General features: G+C 65.0%; 20 protein-coding genes. 15 read left to right on the top strand and 5 right to left on the bottom strand.

Features of this window, described 5'->3' with window-relative positions; genetic code table 11:
• Nucleotides 1-54: 54 nt before the first annotated feature.
• On the top strand, nt 55-1179 hold the full coding sequence (locus AC1DP9_RS13315) for a DUF4062 domain-containing protein (protein ID WP_477107614.1): 1125 nt from the start codon (nt 55-57) through the stop codon (nt 1177-1179).
• 633 nt (nt 1180-1812) lie between these two features.
• Here the strand turns inward: AC1DP9_RS13315 and AC1DP9_RS13310 are convergent.
• On the bottom strand, nt 1813-2097 hold the full coding sequence (locus tag AC1DP9_RS13310; RefSeq protein ID WP_255370863.1) for a sensor histidine kinase: 285 nt from the start codon (nt 2095-2097) through the stop codon (nt 1813-1815).
• A gap of 119 nt (nt 2098-2216) precedes the next feature.
• Between AC1DP9_RS13310 and AC1DP9_RS13305 the strand changes: the two genes are divergently transcribed.
• The 3 genes from AC1DP9_RS13305 to AC1DP9_RS13295 all read left to right on the top strand — a co-directional run bounded on the left by AC1DP9_RS13305 (nt 2217) and on the right by AC1DP9_RS13295 (nt 4387).
• A complete protein-coding gene (locus AC1DP9_RS13305) occupies nt 2217-2642 on the top strand; it encodes a CopG family transcriptional regulator (protein WP_441592431.1) in 426 nt (141 codons plus the stop codon).
• Nucleotides 2643-2693: 51 nt separating this feature from the next.
• On the top strand, nt 2694-3809 hold the full coding sequence (locus AC1DP9_RS13300) for an extracellular catalytic domain type 1 short-chain-length polyhydroxyalkanoate depolymerase (RefSeq protein ID WP_477107613.1): 1116 nt from the start codon (nt 2694-2696) through the stop codon (nt 3807-3809).
• Nucleotides 3810-4027: 218 nt separating this feature from the next.
• A complete protein-coding gene (locus AC1DP9_RS13295) occupies nt 4028-4387 on the top strand; it encodes a hypothetical protein (protein WP_143093904.1) in 360 nt (119 codons plus the stop codon).
• A gap of 37 nt (nt 4388-4424) precedes the next feature.
• Here the strand turns inward: AC1DP9_RS13295 and AC1DP9_RS13290 are convergent, their stop codons facing one another.
• Both AC1DP9_RS13290 and AC1DP9_RS13285 read right to left on the bottom strand, forming a co-directional pair.
• Nucleotides 4425-4922, bottom strand: coding sequence for an outer membrane lipoprotein (locus tag AC1DP9_RS13290; protein ID WP_477107612.1), 498 nt, complete (start codon nt 4920-4922; stop codon nt 4425-4427).
• Between the two features lie 96 nt (nt 4923-5018).
• Nucleotides 5019-5912: a LysR substrate-binding domain-containing protein gene (locus tag AC1DP9_RS13285; RefSeq protein WP_441592436.1), complete on the bottom strand. Its 894-nt coding sequence runs from the start codon at nt 5910-5912 to the stop codon at nt 5019-5021.
• A 125-nt stretch (nt 5913-6037) separates the two neighbouring features.
• Between AC1DP9_RS13285 and AC1DP9_RS13280 the strand changes: the two genes are divergently transcribed.
• Both AC1DP9_RS13280 and AC1DP9_RS13275 read left to right on the top strand, forming a co-directional pair.
• Nucleotides 6038-7249, top strand: coding sequence for a M20 aminoacylase family protein (locus AC1DP9_RS13280; protein WP_477107611.1), 1212 nt, complete (start codon nt 6038-6040; stop codon nt 7247-7249).
• A 23-nt stretch (nt 7250-7272) separates the two neighbouring features.
• Nucleotides 7273-8256: a Bug family tripartite tricarboxylate transporter substrate binding protein gene (locus AC1DP9_RS13275; protein ID WP_441592440.1), complete on the top strand. Its 984-nt coding sequence runs from the start codon at nt 7273-7275 to the stop codon at nt 8254-8256.
• Nucleotides 8257-8354: 98 nt separating this feature from the next.
• Here AC1DP9_RS13275 and AC1DP9_RS13270 read toward each other — a convergent pair whose 3' ends face one another.
• Entirely contained in the window at nt 8355-10484 is a 2130-nt protein-coding gene (locus AC1DP9_RS13270) for a LamG-like jellyroll fold domain-containing protein (protein ID WP_477107610.1), read from the bottom strand.
• A gap of 446 nt (nt 10485-10930) precedes the next feature.
• Between AC1DP9_RS13270 and AC1DP9_RS13265 the strand changes: the two genes are divergently transcribed.
• Nucleotides 10931-13726 carry an autotransporter family protein gene (locus tag AC1DP9_RS13265; protein WP_477107609.1) on the top strand — a complete coding sequence of 932 codons (2796 nt, stop codon included), beginning with the start codon at nt 10931-10933 and terminating at the stop codon, nt 13724-13726.
• 47 nt (nt 13727-13773) lie between these two features.
• On the opposite strand, the gene AC1DP9_RS13260 is transcribed toward AC1DP9_RS13265, so the two are convergent.
• Nucleotides 13774-14712: a LysR family transcriptional regulator gene (locus AC1DP9_RS13260; protein ID WP_441592446.1), complete on the bottom strand. Its 939-nt coding sequence runs from the start codon at nt 14710-14712 to the stop codon at nt 13774-13776.
• A 118-nt stretch (nt 14713-14830) separates the two neighbouring features.
• Here AC1DP9_RS13260 and AC1DP9_RS13255 point away from each other — a divergent pair, with 118 nt between their 5' ends.
• The 8 genes from AC1DP9_RS13255 (at nt 14831) to AC1DP9_RS13220 (ending at nt 22761) form a co-directional block, all read left to right on the top strand.
• Nucleotides 14831-15619, top strand: a complete 789-nt coding sequence (locus AC1DP9_RS13255; protein WP_441645669.1) for an HpcH/HpaI aldolase family protein — start codon at nt 14831-14833, stop codon at nt 15617-15619.
• Between the two features lie 269 nt (nt 15620-15888).
• The gene (locus AC1DP9_RS13250; RefSeq protein WP_477107608.1) at nt 15889-16869 is read left to right on the top strand and encodes a Bug family tripartite tricarboxylate transporter substrate binding protein; all 981 of its coding nucleotides are present in this window, start codon (nt 15889-15891) and stop codon (nt 16867-16869) included.
• Entirely contained in the window at nt 16866-17588 is a 723-nt protein-coding gene (locus AC1DP9_RS13245) for an RraA family protein (protein WP_477107607.1), read from the top strand. The genes AC1DP9_RS13250 and AC1DP9_RS13245 overlap by 4 nt, the downstream gene beginning before the upstream one ends.
• A gap of 296 nt (nt 17589-17884) precedes the next feature.
• Nucleotides 17885-19060: a branched-chain amino acid ABC transporter substrate-binding protein gene (locus AC1DP9_RS13240; RefSeq protein WP_477107606.1), complete on the top strand. Its 1176-nt coding sequence runs from the start codon at nt 17885-17887 to the stop codon at nt 19058-19060.
• Between the two features lie 87 nt (nt 19061-19147).
• Entirely contained in the window at nt 19148-20077 is a 930-nt protein-coding gene (locus AC1DP9_RS13235; RefSeq protein WP_092295344.1) for a branched-chain amino acid ABC transporter permease, read from the top strand.
• Complete coding sequence (locus AC1DP9_RS13230) at nt 20064-21272, top strand: branched-chain amino acid ABC transporter permease (protein WP_477107605.1); 1209 nt, start codon at nt 20064-20066, stop codon at nt 21270-21272. The genes AC1DP9_RS13235 and AC1DP9_RS13230 overlap by 14 nt, the downstream gene beginning before the upstream one ends.
• On the top strand, nt 21269-22051 hold the full coding sequence (locus AC1DP9_RS13225) for an ABC transporter ATP-binding protein (RefSeq protein WP_477107604.1): 783 nt from the start codon (nt 21269-21271) through the stop codon (nt 22049-22051). Before AC1DP9_RS13230 ends, AC1DP9_RS13225 begins: the two co-directional genes overlap by 4 nt.
• Nucleotides 22048-22761 (top strand): ABC transporter ATP-binding protein, encoded by a 714-nt coding sequence (locus tag AC1DP9_RS13220; protein ID WP_477107603.1) that lies wholly within the window; start codon nt 22048-22050, stop codon nt 22759-22761. The genes AC1DP9_RS13225 and AC1DP9_RS13220 overlap by 4 nt, the downstream gene beginning before the upstream one ends.
• The last annotated feature ends 20 nt before the right edge of the window (nt 22762-22781 follow it).

The raw sequence follows: 22781 nt of genomic DNA, 5'->3' as shown, positions 1-22781 counted from the left end.
CAACCATGCTATATCCTTGCTGCACGATTGATTCCCAGCGACGTGAGAGACAAGATGAAGGTTTTTGTCAGTTCCCTGATCCGCGGGTTCGAGCCATTCCGCGAGGCCGCCCGCTCCGCTGTCACAACACTTCGGCACGAGCCCGTCATGGCGGAAGATTTCGGCGCGCAGCCGAGCTCACCGCAAATCGCCTGCATGCAGGGTCTGCGCTCGGCGGACCTCGTGGTGCTGGTTCTCGGCGAGCAGTACGGCTACGTGCAGGGGACGTCCGGCGTTTCGCCGACCCACGAAGAATTCCTGGAAGCACGTGACACCAAACCGATCCTGGCTTTCGTTCAGGAGGGAGTGACGCGCGACACGCAACAGGCCAAGTTTGTGTCCGACGTACAGGGCTGGCAGCAGGGCTATTTCCGGGGCGGCTTCAAGACGCCAGAAGAGCTAAAGGATTTGGTGACGCGGGCAATTCACGACTATCAGCTCGCGCATGCCACCGCTCCGCTTGATGTAAATATGCTTACGCAGTCCGCGATTAGCGTGCTGCCCCGCAGCCGAAACGGTCATTCGACCCAGTCGCCAATGCTGGACCTGGCGATCGTGGGTGGCCCCCTTCAGCGCATCTTGCGGCCTGCCGCACTGGAACATCCGAAACTGCTCACCGATCTGCACCAGCGCGCGTTGTTCGGCGACCCCAGGCTGTTCGACAGCAGCAAGGGCATGAATTCGGACATCGAAGGCGCGGCCCTCTATCTCGAACAGGACGGCGGTGCCAGGATTCAGCTTAATGAGCAAGGCGCGTTGGTGCTGCGCTTGTCGCTCGAACGCCCCGGTCCGCGTAATCACGGTGGCTTCAGCGCCAGCTTCGCATTGATTGAGGAAATCGTCGTGCGGCAATTGACGGCAGGCATTACCTACGCCGATTGGGCTTTAGAACTAATTGACCCGACCCAAAAGCTGACCCACGTCTCGCTGGCCGCGCGCATCGATGCAAGCGAGCATTTGGGATGGCGGACTCAGGCCGAGGACGACGCAAGCCCTAACTCCGGAACCATGGGTTTTGGCAACGGCGAGGAAAGGTCTCCGGTCACAGTTGACCGCCCACGGGCCGCTCTGCGCTTTGACACTGCCAGTCTTGCTGAGGACCTGATGGTTCCGCTTAGGCGACAGCGCAAGTCGCGGTAGGGGCCCCGCCGACGGTGCCCCTGATTTGAGCAGGGCGACCGCGCGTCACCTATCTCACGTACCTACGCCTCCACCCGCGCGCTCGACATAAGCGGCGAGCGCGCGTGACAGATTCGGGCAACTGCCCCTCGACCGCCTTCGCCGGGCTTTGCCTATTGGGTCCGGCCGCCATGTCCAGCAGTCTCGGGGCGACCCAATGCCGATATTTTTGGGATTAACCCATCAGATAACGAAGGCGCCCGAAATCTCCCCGCTAGCGAAGCGCCACAGATTCAATGTCCGATTGTTAGCGTCGAACCGACGTTCGAACTATCGATCTTCAGTGCGAACGAAAGTCGGTTCATGGCCGGAAAGGGACCTCGACGCGCCGCGATCTTTATCGTAGCTAACAGTTACGTTCGCCGTCGGCGCCATCGACCAATCCACTTCCAACCTGTAGGGCGATTCTAAACGTGCCGACGCACACGTCTTAGGACGTCGCCAAGTAGGACTGCGACCTGCAGTACCACCACTCTCCATGTGCCCAGTTACTGTGAGACAGATCGTCCCTTTTGGATTTGTCGGTGATTGACGTCCCATTAATTTCGAGACGGGACAAAAAGATCACAGAAGCACTAGCGCGCATGCGGGCCATTACCGTACTGGAAGGGAGGCTTCGAAGCGCGTTCCCACTTCAAGGTCGGATTGCGCCCGGAGGGTGCCACCATGCGCTTTCACAATCTCATGGCAGATATACAAGCCAAGTCCCAGTCCAGCGGCAGCGTCCTGCCCTGCAGGGCGCCAATAGGGTTCGAATAGCCTTCCCAGATCTTCAGGGGCGATGGGCGTGCTGCCTGGCGGTGCGGGATTCGAAGCACAGGGCGGGGGCAGAGGTGTGGTTTTCGGTGGGCGCGGAAGCGCACGCCGTCGTCCCAGCATATCACCGCACTTCCGCATGGCAGCCTCCAAGAGGGCGAAAAAACTCCTAGTACCATCCAGTGGGATGGTGCTAGGATGGTTGCAGACCTAACCACTTAGCGGGCGACATGGAACGAAAAATGGACCTTGCGGCACAGGGCGGCGCACTTCGCCCCAAGGGCGGCGAGACCGAAAAAATCACGATCAACCTTGGGCCGGTGGACCTCGGGCAGATCGATCTGCTGGTGGAAGAGGGCTTCTATTCGAACCGCACGGATCTGATCCGGACCGCCATCCGCAATCAACTGGCCGTGCACCAGCAGGCCATTCATGAGACGGTGACGCGCCGCGCGCTGGTACTCGGTCTGCAGCATTTCTCGAAGCAGGACCTCGAGGCGGCGTTGGCAGCCAATGAGAAACTGGCCATCCATGTTCTTGGTCTGGCAAGTATTGCTGCCGATGTGAGCCCAGCGCTGGCATCGGCGACGATCGAATCGGTTGTTGTACTCGGCGCGTTTCATGCACCGCCCGCGGTCAAGGCCGCGCTGGCAGGACGCATACGGTAGCTTGCGGCAATGTCGCCGCGCCCGGTTCTTCGGGCCAGATGGGAAATCAACGTGAAAATGAACGACGCGTTTCTCGCCTCGATGCATGAGGCCATGCAGCTTCTTCAGACCGCAGGCCCGCTCGAGGCAACCGCCGTTATCCAACGGGCGCTTCGCCAACATTCGGCGGATGCACCCGCGCCGGAATCGCCGCCGATGCCGGCACAGGTGGTCCAGCACCTGCTGGAGCATCGCACCGCCGAGCCGGCTCCGGCTCCGGCTCCAGCTCCAGCCCCACGCGCCGAAGCCGTGGCAAAGGCGGGAGACTTCAGTCAGCGACGATTCGCCAATGAAGCTGGCAAGCGCGCCTACAAACTTTACAAGCCGACAGGCGAGGTGCACGGCCCGATGCCGCTGGTCGTCATGCTGCATGGTTGTACCCAGGATGCCGATGATTTCGCAGCGGGTACGCGCATGAATGCGCTTGCGGACAAGCTCGGCTTCATGGTCCTGTATCCGATTCAGCCGGCCGATGCCAATGCCTCGAAATGCTGGAACTGGTTCCGCCCGGGCGACCAGCAAGCGGGGCGTGGTGAGCCGTCGATCCTCGCGGGCATGACGCAGGAGGTCATTGCGCGCCACGGCGTCGATCCCGATCGCGTATACATTGCGGGCCTGTCAGCGGGCGGGGCGATGGCCGCCGTGATGGTCGAACGCTATCCCGAACTGTTTGCCGCGGCCGGCGTCCACTCGGGACTTCCGGCGGGCTGCGCCCATGACCTGCCATCGGCGCTCGCGGCGATGAAAGGCGGAAAGGGGCTGGGCGCTTCCAGGCGGGGCGCGTCGCCGCACGCCACGCCACGGCGCCCCTTTATTGTCTTCCACGGCGATGCCGACCACACTGTGCACCGCGCCAACGGCGACCGGCTGATCGAGCCCTACGAACAGGGCAGTGCCCAGAAGCGGATCGAGCGTGACGCCAGTCGCGCCGGCCGCCGCTACACGCGCAGCCTGATCACCACGCCGTCGGGCGTCGATGCCGAATACTGGCTGCTCCATGACGCCGGACATGCATGGTCAGGCGGAGGCACAGGCGGTTCGTACACCGATCCCAAGGGGCCGGACGCCAGTACGGAAATGCTCCGGTTCTTCCTGGCCCATCCGCGCCGTCCGCTGCCTCATCAATAAGAGACAATCCGCCGGGTGACGGTGACGGTGGCGAGCCACTGACTCGCCCCTGCGACCCGTAAGCCCGCATCCCTCCCATAGTCGGGTGTATCGGTCGCGCACACCCCACTTCGACACGCGTGCGATAGCGCTGCCTGCGTGATACCGTGCTCGCCGCCCTCACACTCTATCTGCCGACTATGGTCGCCATCCTGCTTCTGGTTGCCGCATTTCTGTTCATGGCCATGCTGTTGCCGGTCAAGGTTACCCTCGCCGTGGTGGTGATTACCGTGGTGATCGGCTTCGTGGTCAAGGTCGTCGCCAGGATGGTGACGGGCGAAGACCCGACCGTGGTCGAGGCCCTGAAGGCCGTGTTTGTAGCGCTACTGTTCAACGCCATCGCGGCGGCGGCCATGGCCAAGCTGACGGGCGGATCGCTGTCCGGCCCCGCCTCGCTCGTGACCTGGGTGGTGACGTTCATCGCGTTCTCGTTCGGCTTCGTCGTGATGCTGAAGGCCACGCTCAAGCAGAGCGCCGTGATCTCGCTGGTGTCCTCGCCGATCGCCGCGCTGATTCTCTTCGCGGCCGTCAAGATCTGACAGCGGCGCGGCCATCGCGCCGCGTTCCCCCGGCCGCTCAGGCCGTCACCCGCACCTTGCCATCTTCCGACCACAGCAGTTGCACGCGCTGGCCCGGGTAGAAGCTGCCTTCGGATGCCGACTGGGTGATCGCCTGCAGCCGGCCGTCGGGCAGTCGGACCGTGATTTCATATCCGGGGTGGCGCTCCACGCCCGACTCGATCTCGTGCCCGGCCAACCCGCCGGCAAGGCCGCCGGCCACACCTGCGAGCAGCGAACCATGGCCGTGCCCGATGGCGCTGCCGGCCACGGCGCCCAGCAGGCCGCCGCCCAGTTCGCCCACCAGGCTCGATCCCTGGCTGCTGTCGTCGATCTGCACCAACCGCACGCGCTCGACCGTGGCCATCGTCACGGTCTCGGGCAGCGATGTCTGTCCGGCGCTGTAGACGCTGCCCGGCGGCACGTACTCGGCGCAGGCAGAGGCAAGCAGCGTGCTGGCCAGCAGCATGGCGGCCAGCGGGAAGTGCAGCGATGAAGGACGACGTGTGGAAAACATGGGCGGCTCCTGTCGGACATTGACTGGAGCCACTCTACGGCTGGGCGGCGCAGGAGCGTTTTCCGAAAGCCGGGGGCTTTGCGTGTTCGCAGGATGCTAAGGCGCCAGGTGGCTGACAAACAGTTCGGCCAGCATGCGCGCGGACGTCCCCAGCGGCATCGCGCGCAGGCGGATGAGGCCGGCCTGCATCGGGGGCGGCAGCGGAGATAGCGCCGCGAACGCCTGCAGCCCGTTGCCATACATCGGATCGGCCAGCAGTTGCGTGGGGCAGTAGCCGATGGCATCGGTGCGGCGCATCAGTTCCGTCATCAGCGTGGGCGATGTGCACGCCGTGATCTGGCGCGGGACGGGCAGGTCGCTCGTCCGCAACCATTCCAGCAAGGTCTCGCTCTGGCTGCCCGGGGACAAGTTCAAGGTCCACCGGGCATGCTCCAGCGCCTGCCAGCCCGTCGCACCGGCGAGCGGATGGCCGACTCTGCCGGCCGGGACGGCGCTGACCTCGAACAGCGGTTCGAAGGCCAGTTCGGGCGGCAGCTCGTCCGGATCCGCGATGGCGATGGCGAAGTCCAGCCGGCCTTCGATCAGCCGTGGAATCAGGTCGGCAAGAAATCCTTCGCTCAATGACAGCCGCGCATCGGGCTGCCGGGCGGTGAAGGCCTCCCAGACGCGGGGCAGCACATCCAGCGCCAGAAGCGGGGTGACCGCCGCCGCCACGTGCGCGCCGGCACCGCCCTGCAACGCCCGGATCTCGTCCCGGGCCCGCTCCAGCGACGCCAGCGCCAGGCGGGCGTTGGTGAGCAGCACGCGCCCGGCCGCCGTGAACTCCACCCCCTTGTGGCTGCGCACGAGCAGCTCCGTCCCGACATCGTCCTCCAGTTCGCGCAGCGCCTTGGTCAGGGCGCTCTGGCTGAGATGCAGGCTCCGGGCTGCAGCACGGATGGTGCCGTTTTCGGCAACCTGGACGAGGGCTCGGAGCTGGTGCTGGCGCATGACAAGGGTTCCAGGGGAGGGTGGCGATGGTGAACACCAAAGGTGTTCACCATGGAAAATATATCGCCAATTGGTTTTCTCCGGGAGCCATATGATGGAGCGGACCAGAACCGATCCGACCCCCCATGACCGACGCGAACTGCAGTGACCCCGATGTGGACAATATGACGGCCTGGCGGCGGCGCTTCCACAGTCACCCGGAACTCGGCTTCGAGGAATTCCGGACCAGCGCCTTCGTGGCCGGCAAGCTGGAGGAATGGGGCTACGACGTCACCACGGGCATCGCTGGCACCGGGCTAGTCGGGCGGCTTCGCTTCGGCAAGGGCAGCCGCCAGCTCGGCCTGCGCGCGGAGATGGACGCGCTGCCCATTCAGGAGGCCACCGGGCTGCCATGGGCCAGCCAGATCCCCGGCAAGATGCATGGCTGTGGCCACGATGGCCACACGGCGATGCTGCTAGGCGCGGCCCAGCGTCTGGCGGCGATGCAGCGAGAGGGCGTGGATTGGGATGGCACCCTGCACCTGATCTTCCAGCCGGCCGAGGAACTGGGCGGCGCCGGCGGGGCGCGGCGGATGATGGACGAGGCCCTGTTCGCGCGCTTTCCGTGCGATGCCGTGTTCGCCATGCACAACTATCCGGGGCGCCCGGTCGGGCGCTTCTATGTCCGGGAGGGCGCGTTCATGGCGTCGTCCGACCGCGCCGTGATCACCTTCCACGGGGTCGGGGGGCATGGGGCGATGCCCCAACTGGCTGTCGATCCCACGATTGCCGCGGCTTCGACCGTGATGGCGCTGCAGAGCATCGTCGCCCGCAATGTCGATCCGCAGGCTGCCGCCGTCATCACCGTAGGGCGCCTCGAGGCGGGAACCACCTACAACATCATCCCGGAGTCGGCCGAACTGGAACTGAGCATCCGGGCGCTGCAGCCCGAGGTGCGGGCGCTGCTGGAACGGCGCATCCACGAAGTGGTCGAGGGCCAGGCGCGCGCGTTCGGTCTGCGGCATGCCATCGTCTATGAGCGCGGCTATCCGGTACTGGTCAACACCGGGCCGGAAACGGCGCTTGCCGTGCGGGTCGCCCGCAAGCTGTACGGGGCCGATTGCGTCGATGACGACGCGACGCCGCTGTGCGCCAGCGAGGACTTCGCCTACATGCTGGCCGAGCGCCCCGGCTGCTACCTGATGATCGGCAATGGCGACAATGGCCACGCGAGCGGCGTGCCGACCGGCCCCTGCAGCGTGCACAACCCCTCGTACGATTTCAACGACCGCTGCCTGGATACGGGCGCGGCATTCTGGGTGGCGCTCGCCACCGAATTCTTCCACCCCACTGCCTGACTGCCATGAACTCGATTCGCAGAATGCTTGCCCGTTGCACGTTTGCCGCTGTCGCTACGGTTGGCCTGCTCGCCACGCCGGGCGCGGGCGCGGCGGACGCGTATCCCTCCAAGCCAGTCGTGCTGATGGTGCCGTACCCGGCCGGCGGGCTCTCCGATGCGATTGCCCGCAGCATGAATACTCGGCTGTCGAAGGCGCTGGGCCAGCCGGTGCTGGTGGAGAATCTCGGCGGCGTCAGTGGCGCCATGGCGGCGCAGAAGGTGCTGAACGCGCCGGCGGACGGCTACATGATCTTCCTGGGCTCGCCGAACGAGGTCATCCTGTCGCCGCTGTCCAATGCGGCGGTGAAGCTGCGTACCGAGGATTTCCGCTTATTGACGCCGGTCACCGTCAACCGGCTCGTGATGGTGGCGCGGCCCGACCTGCCGGTCCGCAGCGTCGACGATCTCATCGCGCTGGCCAAGGCCAATCCGGCCAAGCCGCTGACGTACGGCAGCGTCGGTCCCGGGTCGATGTATCACCTGGTGACCGAGGACATGGCGACCCGGACCCATATCGGCGTGAGCCACATCCCCTACAAGGGCATGGCGCCGCTGATGCAGGACCTGGCCGGCAAGAACGTCGACTTCGCCATCCTGCCGTACGCGGCCAGCTTCCGCGGCTTGTCCGATCAGGGGCGACTGAAGCTCGTCGGCTGGGCCGGAAACAGCCGCAGCAAGGTCGATCCCGCCATCCCGGCCTTCGGCGAAGGGACGCAACTCAAGGACTTCGACCAGGCGACCTGGGCCGGCATCATGGTCAAGCAGGGCACGCCGGAGGCCGTGGTCGCGCGGCTGCACCAGGCGCTCGTCGAGACGCTGCAGGACGCACAGGTCGTCAGCGGTCTGGAGGCGACCGGTGCGGAGGTGGCCAAGCCCAGCTCGGTGGCTGACGCGCAGCGCTTCCTGCAAGCAGAGACCGGCAAGTTCCGCGCGATGGCGAAGCGGATCCATCTCCAGCCGCAGTAAGCCAGGACCGCAATGTAGAAAGGCCCGTGCCGCCATGCAGCATCGCWTGGCGGCACGGGCCTGTTGCGGCTAGCGCCTCAGCGCCTCAGCGCCTCAGCTCAGGCGCGCCGCGCCGTCAGCCACTTGTCCGACGCCAGCGGTTCCGTGCAGAGGCGCACTTCGCCGATCTGGCCGAGGAAGCCATTCGACGGGACGTTGCCGTAGACACCGCCGCCCACGAAGAAGCGGCTGGCAGCATTGACGGCGGCGATGCCGCGCGTGTTCGACGCGTTGCGCAGCACCGGGGCGCCTTCCACGTACATCACCGTCTCGTTCTTCGCCGGGTCGTTGACCACGGCGACGTGGACCCACTTCTCGGCGATGATCTCGCCAGACCAGTTTGCGGCCGGGTTCTTGGTGCCGGCCGTGCTCGGCGTGACTTCCCATTGCACTTCGCGCAGGCTGGAGATGGCGAAGATCAGCGGGCTTTCGTCGCCGTCGCCGCTGCCAAAGCCGGTGACCGTGCTGCGTCGGCCCTCGCGCTCCATGATGTTCATCCACGCGTTGTTGCCGGCCGTCCACGACGCCGGCACCTTGAGGAATGCCTCGACGGTGTAGCCGTTGTCGAACGTCAACGCATTCAGGGCCGCCGTGGTCTGCGTGGCGAAGTAGCTCATGCGCTGGGGACTGTTCAGTGAATTGGCGAACTTCACGCTGCCCGGGGCAGCCGACAGGAAGTGGTGATCGTTCGACCACGTCAGGTCGCCCAGTTGGGCCGCGCCGCCGTTGGCCAGCGCTTCACGCGAGAGCGGATTGGCACCGGTCAGGTCGTCGATCACCTGGCCGACCGGCACGGCTGCGCCGTCGGTGCCGCCGAAGAAGCGCCAGTGCGCCACGGTGGAAGCCACCAGCGGGTAGTCGTTGGTGTCGGCGGCGGCCTTCTTGTCGGTCAGGCTCGGCTCGGTGTAGTTGGCCAGGATCGCGGCCTTGGCGCGGTCGTTGATCGGATCGTTGCCGGCCGCCGGGATGGCGAAGTCGGCGTTGAAGCGCGCAAAGCGCTTGCGGAAATCGAAGTCGATCTCGAACTGCTGGTTCTTGTCGGTCAGCACCGCTACGTCGAACTCGTTCAGCGTCTCGGTGGGCTTCTGCGGCACCCACGGCGAGAACGAGATGACCTTGATCTTGTTATTGGTCAGGTCGAATTCGTACAGGCGCATCAAGCCGTTGCCGCCCATGTACGCCATCTGGTAGTCGACCACCATTTCCTCGACGGGGTTGCCGAAGTCGTTGGTCTTCGTGAGGTGCGCTGCGCCATGGTAGTGGCCGTTCAGCGTCATGAAGATCTGGTCGTTGTCCTTGATCAGCTTGTCCCACAGCATCAGGCCGTACGGCACTTCCAGCGGGCTGACGCCATCCGGGCCGATATTGAGCAACTGGTGGGTCGAGAGGATGACCGGCACCTTCGGGTAGCGCTTGAGCACGTTGCGCGCCCAGGTGATGGCGGCGTCGGAGGCGCGCCAGGACATCGACAGCACCATGAAGCGGTTGCCGTCCACGTCGAAGAAGTGGTACTCGTGGAAGCCCGACGGATCGCGACCGCCGAAGGTGGCCTGGCGCTGCGCGCGGGTGGTCGGGAAGGTCTTCAGGTACGGCTCGTTGGCCAGGTTGCGCTGCGCGTCGGTGTTCGACGCCTGGCTGCCGGCGTTGACGTAGTCCACGTCCGAGATCACATCGTGGTTGCCGGCCAGGATCGAGTACGGCGCGCGGGCCGCTTCCATGACTTCCATGGCCTCGTCGGCGATCTGCCATTGCAGCGGCTTGCCCTGCTGATCCACCACATCGCCGAGGTGGATCGTGAACGGGATGCGCAGGCTGGCGGCGTTCTGCGTGATCCACTTGGTCTGCGCCAGGAACGGCGTGGTGCCGTACTTGCGCTGGAACTGCAGGTTCTCGTCAGTGGTGGCGTAGCGCGAATAGAACTGCGTGTCGGGCAGCACGGCGAGCGCGAAGCTCGAAACCTTGCCGGACGGCGTGGAGCCACCCGGCGTGGTGCCGGGCGTGGTGCCGGGCGTCGTGGCCGGCGTGCCGGGCGCGGCATCGTCGCCGCCGCCGCACGCGGCCAGCAGGGCCGAGGTGCCGAACGACATGCCAAGGCCCGCTCTGAGCAGCAGGCGGCGCTGGCGGTCTGGAATGCCCTCGAGCTTGACGGTATCGATTGCGGATGGCTTGCCCGGTGTCTTGCTTTGCATTTCTACTTCCCTGTTGACCCACGAAAAGCCCGTGATTCTGGAGAGCGCTCGTGACAGGGTGTTGATCGAAATGTGACGGTTTGGATTGACGGAGGGTCCTGCAGATGAGCACACCGTGCGGCCGCTTTCTTCGGCCGCACGGCGTGCATTCCGACTAACAGAATGACGTTTAGAGCGTGCCCTCTAAACCATCAGGACGGCGGTGGCAATACCTTGCCACCGGTCCAACAGACAGGCGTCGCGCTGTCGCGACAGGACGTTATCTGTAGCGCTTACATACATTTTGCGTCGTGATTTAAGATCGCCCCGCATCACTTTGTGCCAATAACAATACAATTTGAACGGGGTAGTCAATGAACTCCAATTTTTGTCGTGGAATGCCGCGGGCCGGCGTGCGCGCGCCGCAAGCGTCCTCTATCACTCTGGCTGTTGCGCTGCTGTTTCCGATGGCTGCGTCGGCCGGCGAATATTTTGCTTCCAGTCTCGCCGAGCTGCAGTCGGCCATTGCGGCCGCCAATGCGGACGGCGATGCCACGGCCACCATTCGCCTGAGCGCTGACGTGACAATGCCAGGGGGCGCCTGGTCAATCGGCACGCCTACCAAGCCTATCACCCTCGATACCAATGGTTTTGTGCTGACGAAGACCGGCGCGCTGGGGAACTATGCGACATCCGCGGCGGGACCGCTGACGTTGAACGGCACCTATACGGTTGCCCCGAACACGGCGGGCGGCACGGCCATGCTGATCAGCGGAGGCGGCCAGGCCATCGTCAATGGCACCGTGACCGGCGGCAACACGACGGTAGCGGGCAGCGAGAGCGGGGCAGCCATCTCGGTACTGCCCAACGCATCCGTCGTCAACAAYGGTTCGGTCAAGGGCGGCAGCGGAACGAATTCGGCCAACGGTACGGCAGGCGCATCGCTCTCGACCAATGCCAGATTGGTCAACGCGGCCACTGGCACCATCACGGGGGGCGATGCCTCGGGTGGCCAGGCCGGCACCGCCGTGAACCTGACTGCGACCGTCACGGGCGGCGTGGTCAACGCGGGCATTATTCGCGGGGGCGCCGACCTGAGTGGTGGCGGGGCCGGTGGCGTCGGCATACGCGTGGCGGCGGGTACGCCTACCGTCACTAACACGGGGCTGATCGAAGCCGGTGCGGGCGCGGCGGCTATCGTCGTCAATAGCACCACCGGAACGCTGACGGTCGTCAACGCGGGCACCATCCGCGCCGGTACCGGTTACGCGAATGCCATTGAATATGCCTCGGGCGGCACGGGCAGGGCTGTGCTCGAACTGCAGGCCGGCTCCAGCATCGTCGGCAATGTCATCGCCAACGCCACGGTGGCCAATGACACCTTCCGCCTCGGCGGCGCCACCGACAGCGTGTTCGATGTCTCGACCATCGGCGACACCGCGCAGTACCGTTACTTCGACAACTTCGTGAAGACCGGCACCAGCACCTGGGCGCTGACGGGCACCGGCACAGTCACCGCGCCGTGGACCGTGGACCAGGGCACGCTGCAGATCGGCAATGGCGGCACCAGCGGCAGCCTGGCCGGCAATGTGGTCGTCAACAGCGGCGCCACGCTGGCGTTCAATCGTTCCGATGCCCACACCTATGGCGGCATCGTGTCGGGCGCGGGTAGCCTCGCGCAGAACGGCAGCGGCACCACCGTGCTGACCGGCGCCAACACCTACACGGGCAGCACCGCCGTCAACCTCGGCACGCTGGCCATCGACGGCTCGATCACCAGCCCGGTGACGGTAGCCACGGCCGGTACGCTGTCCGGCACCGGCACGATCTTCGGCAATGTCACGAACAGCGGTACGGTCACGCCGGGCGGCGGCTCGGGCGTGCTGACCATCGCCGGCAACTACATCGGCAACGGCGGCACGGTCCGCGTGAACACGGTGTTTGGCGGCGACGCATCGGCCACCGGGCGCCTTGTGGTGACCGGCGATACCTCGGGCAGCAGCCAGATCCGGGCGGTCAACATCGGCGGAGGGGGCGCGGCCACGGTCGAGGGGATCAAGGTCATCGACGTGCAGGGCGCGTCGAATGCCACCTTCACGCTCGCTGGCGACTACACATTCCAGGGCCAGCAGGCAGTGGTGGCCGGCCCGTACGCGTACCGGCTGGTCAAGAACGGCGTGTCGACGCCGACCGACGGTGACTGGTACCTGCGGTCCACGCTGGCCGAAACGCCTGCTGTCGGCGCCTCGGCGTCAGCCGCCGCCACGCCGCTGCTGGCCCCGACCGTGCCGCTGTACGAAGCCTATTCCAGCGTGCTGCAACGCTTCAACGAGCTGGGCACGCTCCAGCAGCGCGTGGGCAATCGTTCGTGGTCGCCCAACGCCGCCGTGCAGGCCGAGCAGGATGCGGGCAAGCCGGTCATTGGCCGTGGGGCGTGGGCGCGCGTGGAAGGTTCGAACACCCATATCGATCCGTCCACCAGCACGACCAGCGCCAGCTACAACGTCCGCATGTGGAAGTTCGAGGGTGGCGTGGATGCGCCGGTCATCGAGAATCAGGCCGGCACGCTGGTGGTGGGGCCGACCTTCCACTATGGCGTCGCCAATTCCAACGTCTCGTCGATGTTCGGCAACGGCGCGATCGATGCCACCGGCTACGGCTTTGGCGGCACGGCGACGTGGTATGGCAACAATGGATCGTATGTCGATGCCCGCGCGACCGTGACCTGGTACGACACCGATATCCGCTCGTCGACGCTGTCGACCAAGCTGGCCAACGGCAACCGGGGCAGCGGTGTAGCCACCAGCGTGGAAGCCGGCCACCAGCTCGCGCTGGGCGGCAACTGGTCGATCACGCCGCAGGCGCAGCTCGCCTGGTCGCAGGTGCGCTTCGACGCGTTCACGGACCAGTACGGCACCAATGTGTCGCGCGATAACGGCAACAGCCTGGTCTCCCGCCTGGGCGTGTCGCTCGATCACGAGGCCAAGTGGACCGCCAGCAACGGCAAGACGAGCCGCTCGCACGTCTACGGCATCACCAACCTGTACTACGACTTCCTGCACGGCACGTCGGCGCGCGTCGCCGACCTCAGCGTCGTCAGCAAGGAGCAGGCGCTGTGGGCTGGCCTGGGCATCGGTGCCTCGCTGAACTGGGACGACGATCGCTACACGGTCTATGGCGAGCTACTGGCGCGCACCAGCGTGCAGGACTTTGGCGACAGCAATGCGATTGGCGCCAAGCTTGGCGTGCGCTATCGTTGGTAAGGCAGCGGCGCGACCCCATGACTGTCCGGCACAGAAGGAATGCCGGCTCATGTCTGACCGGAGAAGCACCGCTGGTCAACCGTGTAACCGGCTGCGATCTCCACCGCCTGTTCGACGAACGGCAAGGTCAGCGGATTGCCGATTTCCTTGTGGAAGGCGATCCACAGTTCAAGGGTTGGTACGTCCCGATTGGCGATCCGTCGATACACCACGCCCTTGACCGGCTGCGCGGCGGCCGAGGCGGGCACCAGGGACACCGCCACGCCGGCGGCCACCATCGCCATCATGGCGTGGTGACGCGCCCCGTCGTGCATGCACGACGGTACGACGTTGTGCTCCGCCAGCCAGGTCATCATCAGGTCGTGCGCATACTGGCCGTGACGCCGTTCGAGCGTGGCAAGGCTTTGGCCATCGAGGTCACGCGCATTGACGCTGGATTTTCCGGCCAGCGGATGGTTCGCGGGGGCGGCCAGGACATAAGGCTCCGACATCAGGCGGCGCGCCTGCAGACGGGAATCGGTGACAGGCGGCCGCAGGATCGCCACATCGAGTTCGTTTCCCAGAAGGGACTGGATCATCGCTTCGGAGCTGGTCTCGCGCAGCGAGTACAGGACGCCGGGCACATGCGCCGAGAATTGCCGCAGGATGTCCGGCACCAGTTCGATGGCGGAGATCGCGGTCAGGCCGATGCCGAGGTGTCCGACGTTCTCCCCGCGATCCGCCTGGGTCACCATTTGCCGCGCGCGGTGCTCGATGTCGAACAGCTTTTCCGCCTCCGCCCGCAAGACCTGGCCTGCCGGCGTCAGTCTCACGCTGCGCTTGTTGCGCTCGAACAGCTGGGCGCCGATCTGCGCCTCCAACTGCTTGATCTGCAGGCTGAGGGGCGGCTGGGTCATATTCAGCCGCCGCGCCGCGCGCGTGAAATTGAGCTCGTCAGCCAGCACGAGAAACGAGGTCAATACGCGGAGTTCGAGGGGCGTGTACATATACAGGATTTGTATAAGTCAGATACAGAAGTAATATTGGAAATATAACTCGCGAGTACGCAGAATGTCTTCACCCAGTCCCCATCAAGGGGGCGAGACCAGAACAACTGCGCGAGACATGACCATCCAACACCCCCTCGACGACCGCCTCCCGGCGCTGCTGCGCAGCGGCGAGCCCCTCCGCGGTATCTTCACCGCCTTGCCCAGCCCGGCCATCGTGGAGATGTGCGCCTACGCGGGCTTCACCTTCGTCATCATCGACAATGAGCATGGCGCGGCCGGTTTCGAAACGACCGAGCACATGCTGCGCGCGGCGCGTGCCAGCGGGATCATTCCTGTTGTGCGCTGCTTCCCCGGCGATATGGCGCGGGTACTGGACATGGGGGCGAGCGGCGTCCAGGTGCCCATGATCGAGACCGCCGATGCGGCGCGCGACCTCGTGCAGCGCGTCCGCTACCCCGCCATCGGCCGGCGCGGCAGCGCCTTCAGCAGTCGCGCGGCCGGCTATGGCGCCTTTCCCGGCGCTCCGCACACCACGCGCAGCAACGAGGGCGTGGCGCTGATCGCCATGATCGAGACGCCCGAGGGCGTGGCCAACGCCGCGGAAATTGCGGCAGTCGAGGGAATCGACGCAGTGTTTGTTGGCCCCAACGACCTGTCGCACGCAATGGGCTTCGGCAACGACTGGAAGGCGCCGGCCGTGGCAGCGGCGATCGAGCAAGCGCTGCGTGCCATCGATGGTCAGGGCAAGTGCGCGGGCATCATCGCGCTGGGCGCCGACGACGAGCAGCGCTACGGCCAGTTTGGTGCGCGCTATTTCGCCACGGTCGCTACCACGCTGATCACGCAGGCGTTCCGGCAGGCGGCGCAGCCTCCCGACATGCCGGCGCCGACGCTGCGTTACTAGCTCGGCCCGGCACCGGGCCAGTCAGTGGCTCGCCATTCCCCATTCACGACGATATTCGCGTGCGCCGCTACGGCAAGCCGCGCCAGGCAGCATGAGCGCACGCCGGGACAGGCCGGTCGATTTCGGCGGCAGCGTAGTGCTGGTGACGGGCGCAACGGGCGGCCTGGGTCCGCCATCTGCCACGCGTTTGCGGGAGCGGGCGCGTCGGTGGCGGCAGCTTTATTGAGGCGGGGCCTCCCTACAAGAACTGGAGACAAAACATGAGATTCATGAATCGCTGCGCGCTGCGCGTTGCCCTGGCAATGGGAGGGCTCTCGCTGGTCATGGCCACGCCGGGCGTGCGGGCCGATACCTGGCCGAGCAAGCCAATCAAGTATGTGGTGCCGTTCTCGCCGGGCGGGGTGTCGGATGCCACTGCCCGCATCGTCGCCGAAGGCCTGTCGCAGCGATTGGGACAGCCGGTCGTGATCGACAACAAGCCTGGCGTATCGGGCATCCTCGGCACGCAATTTGTGGCCCGTGCCGAGCCCGATGGTTACACCATCATGGGCGGCACCATCACCACGCACGCGGTCAATCCCTTCTTCTACAAGAAGCTTGGCTATGACCCGGTCAAGGACTTCGTGGCGGTGAACCTTGTGGGCACGGTCAGCAACGTGCTGGTGGTGTCTAACGACAGCCAATACCAGTCGGTCGACCAGATCGTCGCGGCCTTGAAGGCCAAGCCTGGTGCGTTGACGTTCGGCACGGCGGGACCGGGCAGCTCGCAGCAATTGTCGGGCCAGTTATTCCAGAACATTACGGGTACGCGCCTGCAGCAGATCTCCTACAAGGGCGGCGCAGCGGCAATGACGGACCTGATCGGCGGCCAGATCGACATGGTGTTCGAGACGGTTGCCGCCGCCAAGCCCATGCTCGACGGCAAGCGCGTGCGCGCGATCGGCGTGACGTCGGCGCACCCGCTGCCGAGCCTGCCCGGGGTGCGGCCGCTGGCGGAGCAGGGTCTGAAGGGTTTCGAGATGCAGTCATGGCAGGGCATTTTCGCGCCAGCGGGCACGCCGAAGCCGATTGTCGATCGCCTCGCCACCGAGATCGCAGCTGTCGTCGCGACGCCGGCCGTGCAACAGCGCTTGCGCGCGCTCGGCGTGGAGCCGGAGGGAAAGCCGTCCGCTGCCTTCGCCGCGTTTCAGCGCTCGGAAGTCGCAAAGTGGGGCAAGATCATCCAGGCCGCCGGGGTGGTACCAGAATGAGCGAGACAGCACCTGCTTCCTTCTTTACGCCCGAGTACTTCAACGCCTTGCGCAGCGTCGATACACCAACCATCTGCAACGCGCTTGAGCTTGCCATCGGCACGCGCACCGCAAACGGCTTCACGCGCGGCACGCCTGTGGCCGCGCCGGAACCGCTGCCGCCCATCGTCGGATTTGCTCGCACGGCCCGCATTCGCGCTGCGGCGCCCGCGTCGGCGTCGCCGGATGCCATCCTCGCGACGCGACTCGCGTACTACCGGTATGTGTCGGAAGACGACGGTTTGCCACGTATTGTCGTGATGGAGGATGCCGACGCGACGGCGGGTGTCGGCGCCTTCTGGGGAGAGGTCAATACGCTCGTACATCGTGGCCTGGGCGTGTCTGGCGTGCTCACGAACGGCTCGGTCCGCGACCTCGATGTCATCGCGCCGGATTTTCCGGTGCTGGCGGGTAGTGTGGGGCCGTCGCACGCGTTCGTGCGCGTCGAGGCGTTTGCCTGTCCCGTCACAGTATTCGGGCTTGAGGTCTGCCACGGCGACTTGCTTCACGCGGACCGGCACGGCGCAGTCATCATTCCCGGCGCGGTTGCGCGGGATCTGCCTGCCTGCATTGATGAGGTGATGCGCAAGGAGGCGCCAATCCTCGCGGCCGCGCGGTCACCAGGCTTTGACATAACGGCGCTGGAAAGGGCGTTGCGGGCCTCCGCTGACATCCATTGACATGTGGCGGGCTGCCCCCCTCCCATGCACCGAAAACGCAAGTCATGCACCGAAATGTCCTCGCGTTAACCCTGTCCTGGCGCCGCCGCGCGGCATCTCCCATCTCATTCCCCCCAAAAGTTCTACGGGTTATTGCCCGTTGCCCCATGGCACGCCTGTTGCATAGGATTCAAGTGACTTGAATTTGGTGCAGAGGACTTTCCTCGATGTGTTCCGGCGTACGGTCGGCGCCTTGCACCCGTTCGGTCAGGCGCCGGGCCTGCCGCCCGTTGGACATGTCTATATAGGGGAACAGAGTGCTGAAGAAGAAAACTGCGGCCGCCGCCGCGATTGCCGCCGCTGCCACGGGAGTGGTGCTGATGTCCGCGCCGGCGCAGGCAAAGGACGTCGTCAAGATCGCCTTTGTGGGCCCGCTGACCGGTGGCGTGTCGTCGATCGGCTTGGGCGGGCGCAATTCCGCTGACCTGGCCGTCCGCCTGCGCAACGCCGATCCCAAGGCCAAATACACCTACGAACTGGTCGTCCAGGATGACGAATGCCGGCCCAACGTGGGCGTGCAGGTGGCCACCAAGATCGCCGCGGACAAGTCGATCGTCGGCGGCGTGACGCACTTCTGCTCGGCCGTGGCCATGGGCACCGTGGGTGTCTATAACCGCTTTGGCATGCCGGCGGTCGTCTGGGGCGCGGTGCTCCCCGAAGTCACGTACGGCAACAACTTCAAGGAGATCCATCGCGTCAACGGCACGATGATCAACCAGAGTGAAGTGGCGGCCAAGTTCATGACCGGCCTGGGCTACAAGAAGTGGGCGATCATTCACGACACCACCGATTACGGCAAGGGTCACAACAAATACTTCAGTGAATTCCTGAAGAAGGACGGCGGCACCATCGTCGGCACCTTCGGCGTGACGGCCGACCAGCAGGATTTCACGACCGAACTGACCAAGATCCGCGAACTGAAGCCGGACGTGGTCTATTTCGGTGGCCTGACGCCGCTCGGCGTCCGCATCCGCACCCAGATGGAGAAGCTGGGCATCAAGGCCCAGTTCGAAGGCACGTCAGGCATCAAGTCCGATGCCTATATCGAAGGCGTGGGCAAGCCCCTGTCTGAAGGCTCGCTGGCCTTTATCGAAGGGGCGCCGGTCGAGAAGCTGGCCGGCGGCCAGTTATTCATGGAGCGCTATACGCAGCAGAAGTACGGGGAGCCGCCTGAAGCCTATGGTCCGTTCGCCTTTGTCGCTGCCAACCTGATCATGGACGCCGTCGAGAAGGTCGGCCCGGATCGCAAGAAGGTCCGCGACGTGCTGAACGGTACGAAGGACGTCGACACCATTATCGGCAAGGTCACCTTCGATGAGCATGGCCAGAACGTGGTGCCGCTGATCACCAAGTACGTCGTCGAGGACGGCAAGTGGGTGATCTGGGAAGACAGCGCCTACGCCAAGGGCAAGAAGAAGCTGGCCGGACTGTAAGCGTGGTGCAGCAGCCGGGTCCGCGCCGTCTGCGGACCCGGCTCCGGCACTGCTGGACGGTCTATTCAGGCCATTCTGGGGATACCGATGAGTGTATTGGGACAGTACGTCTTCAACGGGCTGATGCTCGGCATGATCTACGCCATGGTGGCGGTCGGCTTCACGCTGTTCTTTGGCGTGCTGGACGTCATCAAGTTTTCTCACGGCGATGTGTTGATGGTGGGCGCCTTCGCAGGGCTTGCCGCATCGGCCGGCGTGTTGGCGCTGCATGTGGATTCGCCGTGGCTGCAATTGCTGGCCATCGTGGTGTGCGCGATTGTCGTGACCGGCTTGCTGGGCGCCGTGATTGCCCGTTTCCTGATCCTGCCTTTGCGCAAGGCGCCGCCGCTGAACACCCTGCTGGCCACCCTGATGCTGGGCACCGTGCTGCGCGAAGCCGTACGCCTGTTCTATCCGGATGGATCGAACCCGAAACCGTTTCCCGCGCTGCTGCCCACCACGGAACTGTCGCTCGGCGCGTTGACGCTTCGCGCCGATAACCTGATCTTGCTGGCGGCAGGTGTCGCCATCATCATCGGTGTCCATCTGTTGATCACGCGCACGCGTTTTGGCATGGCCATCCGCGCCGTGGCACAGGACGGCGAGACGGCGCGCCTGATGGGCATCAACTTCGAAGTGGTGGTGCTGGTCACGTTTGCGCTGGGCTCGGCCATGGCCGCGCTGGCCGGCGTGATGAACGGCCTCTATTACAACGAGATCAACTTCAACGTCGGGCTGCTCCTCGGCGTGATCGGCTTCGCTGCCGCCATCCTGGGTGGACTGGGCAACCTGTACGGCGCCATCCTCGGTGGCTTCCTGTTCGCGGCGCTCCAGGTGCTGGGCAGTGCGACGCTGCCGGCGCTGGTGCCCGATATCCCGAGCGCCTACAAGGATGTCTTTGCGTTCGCCGTGGTCATCGTGCTGATGGCCTTCAAGCCGACCGGACTTATTGCGGAGAAAGCCAGTGAACGTGTCTGACAACGTCTCGAATCCACTGCCCCCTGCCGTGGTTGGCGCCGGTGGCAAGCAGCGCAGCCCGGCCGTGGTGCTGGGCATCGCGGCCATCGTCATCGTCGCCTACCTCTATCTGTTCCTGCACGCGGAATCGCAGCTCTCCGTGGCCGCGCTGCTGGCACTGGCCGTCGCAGCGACGGTCATCGCAGGCAAGTTCAAGGTCACGCGGGCCGTGGAGCAGGCTGCCGCCCGGCGGCCCGGGCTGTCGCGGCTGTGGTCGGTCGTGGGCACGCTGGTGCTGATCGTGCTGTTCCACGAAAGCCATTTTGTCTTGCTGATGCTGTGCGCGGTGCTGTTGTATACCACTGCCTGCCTGGGCCTGACGGTGCAGTTCGGTTTCTCCGGTGTATCCAACTTCGCCGGCGCGGCGTTCTTCGGCATTGGCGCGTACGCCACGGCGGTGCTGGCCGCGCATACGCCCATCCCGTCGATCCTTGTGATCGTGCTGTCCGGCATCGCGGCTGCGGTCATCGGCTCGCTGCTGATCGCGCCGGTGTTGCGGACGCGTGGCCACTATGCGGCGCTGGTGACCATCGCGTTCGGCATCCTGTTCAAGACCTTTCTCGAAGTCAACGATGTGCTGGGCGGTCCGCAGGGCCTGCAGGTGCCCGGCATGACGCTGTTCGGCTTCCAGTTCAACGAAGGCTTGGCGCTGTTCGGCATCGACGTGTCGTTCTACGCCAGTTACGCACTGCTGAGTCTGGCGATCTGCGCGGGCACCTTTGCGGTGGTCAAGGCACTGGAACGCTCGTGGGTGGGGCTGGCCATGGACGTGGTGCGTACCGATGAAACCGCCGCTGCGACCTTCGGCCTCCATATCGCGCGCTGGAAAGTCATCGCATTCATGCTCGGCAACTTCTTCGCGGGCGTGGCGGGCAGCGTCTACGGCATGGTCACGGCGTTCGTGGCACCGAACAACTTCACGTTCGCCGACTCGCTGCTGATGCTGTCGATCGTCATTCTGGGTGGTCTGGGCAATGTCGTCGGCCTTATCCCGGCCGCCATCATCGTGCTGGTGCTCCCGGAGAAGCTGCAGTTCATCCAGGAGTACCGCTTCCTGTTCTACGCGGCGCTGGTCATCGCCATCCTGCTGTTCCGTCCGGACGGGCTATTGCCGCGCAAGATCCGTCTGTTCTTCCCGACCCAGGACGCCAAATGAGCGACGCGATGATCGAGGTACGCAATCTCACGATGCGATTCGGCGGCCTGACTGCGCTGGACAATCTCCAGCTCGACATCCGCCGCGGGGAAGTGCTGGGCCTGCTGGGGCCGAATGGCTCCGGCAAGACCACGTTCTTCAACGTGCTCACGGGCCTCTACAAGGCCAGCGCGGGCACCATCACGTACAACGGCGAGAACGTCATCGGCAAGACGCCGCAGGACATCTATCGTAGCGGCGTGGCGCGGACGTTCCAGCGCTCCCGCCTGTCGCTGCCCCTGACCGTCTTCGACAATATCGTGATCGGCGACTACCAGCACATGCAGCACGGGCTGGTGTTCAACCTGTTTCGACGCAAATCATTCCGGGCCGAATATGAGCGCTACGTGGAATCGGTGCGCGAACTGCTGGGCATCTTCAGCCCCCCGCTGGTGAGCCGGCTATTCGAGCCGGTCGAGTCGTTCACGATGATCGACCGTCGCCGGATCGAGGTCTGCCGCGCCCTGATGAGCCGGCCACGGCTGCTGCTGCTGGATGAACCTTCGGCAGGCATGACCCATGACGAAACCCATGAGCTGATGGACGATATCCTCCAGGTGCGAAGCAAGTTGCAGGACTTGTCCGTCGTGCTCATCGAGCACGAAATGAACGTGATCGAGCGCATCACCGATCGGTGCGTCGTGCTGAACTACGGCAAGAAGATCGCCGAAGGCACGTACGCCGAGATCACCGCCGATCCCGACGTGCAGACGGCCTATCTCGGGGAGGAAGCCGCATGAGCGATAACACGTTGCGCGTGGAGGGCCTGAGCACGGGCTATGACAAGGTCAACGTGCTGCACGACGTCTCCATCGAAGTGCCGCCCGGCAAGATCACCTGCATCCTCGGGGCGAACGGCGCGGGCAAAAGCACACTGATCCGGGCGATCCTGGGCCTGACGCCGGCGCGCAAAGGCCGCATCCTGTGGGATGGCGTGGACATCGCCGCGGAGAAGACGCACAACATCATCGCGCGCGGCATTTCCTGCATACCGGAAGGGCGCAAGGTATTTCCGCGCATGACCGTTGCCGAGAACCTGGCACTGGGCGCCTTCCTGGAGGCCGATCCGGCCAAGGTGCGGGAGCGCATCGCGCGCGTCTACGAGATATTTCCGCGCCTGCGCGAGCGGTCCGCACAGTTGGCCGGCACCATGTCGGGCGGCGAACAGGCCATGGTGTCGATTGGCCGCGGATTGATGGCGCAGCCGCGCCTGCTGGTCATCGATGAACCGTCGCTTGGGTTGTCGCCGCTGTACGTGAAGGAGAACTTCAAGGTCATCCAGCAGATCAACGATCTGGGCATGACCGTGCTGCTGGTCGAGCAGAACGCGCGCCAGACGCTGGCGATTGCGCACCAGGGCTATGTGCTGACGCAGGGGCGCGTGGTTGCGCAAGGCTCGGCGCAGGCATTGCGTGAGAATGACGAAGTGCGCGCCGCCTACTTTGGCTGAGTGCTGGCGGATCGATTCTG

The sequence above is a fragment of the Cupriavidus sp. 01L43 genome (assembly GCF_056399925.1).
The sequence above is the reverse complement of the archived record's forward strand: the minus strand, read 5'-3'. Positions and strand labels throughout refer to the sequence as shown.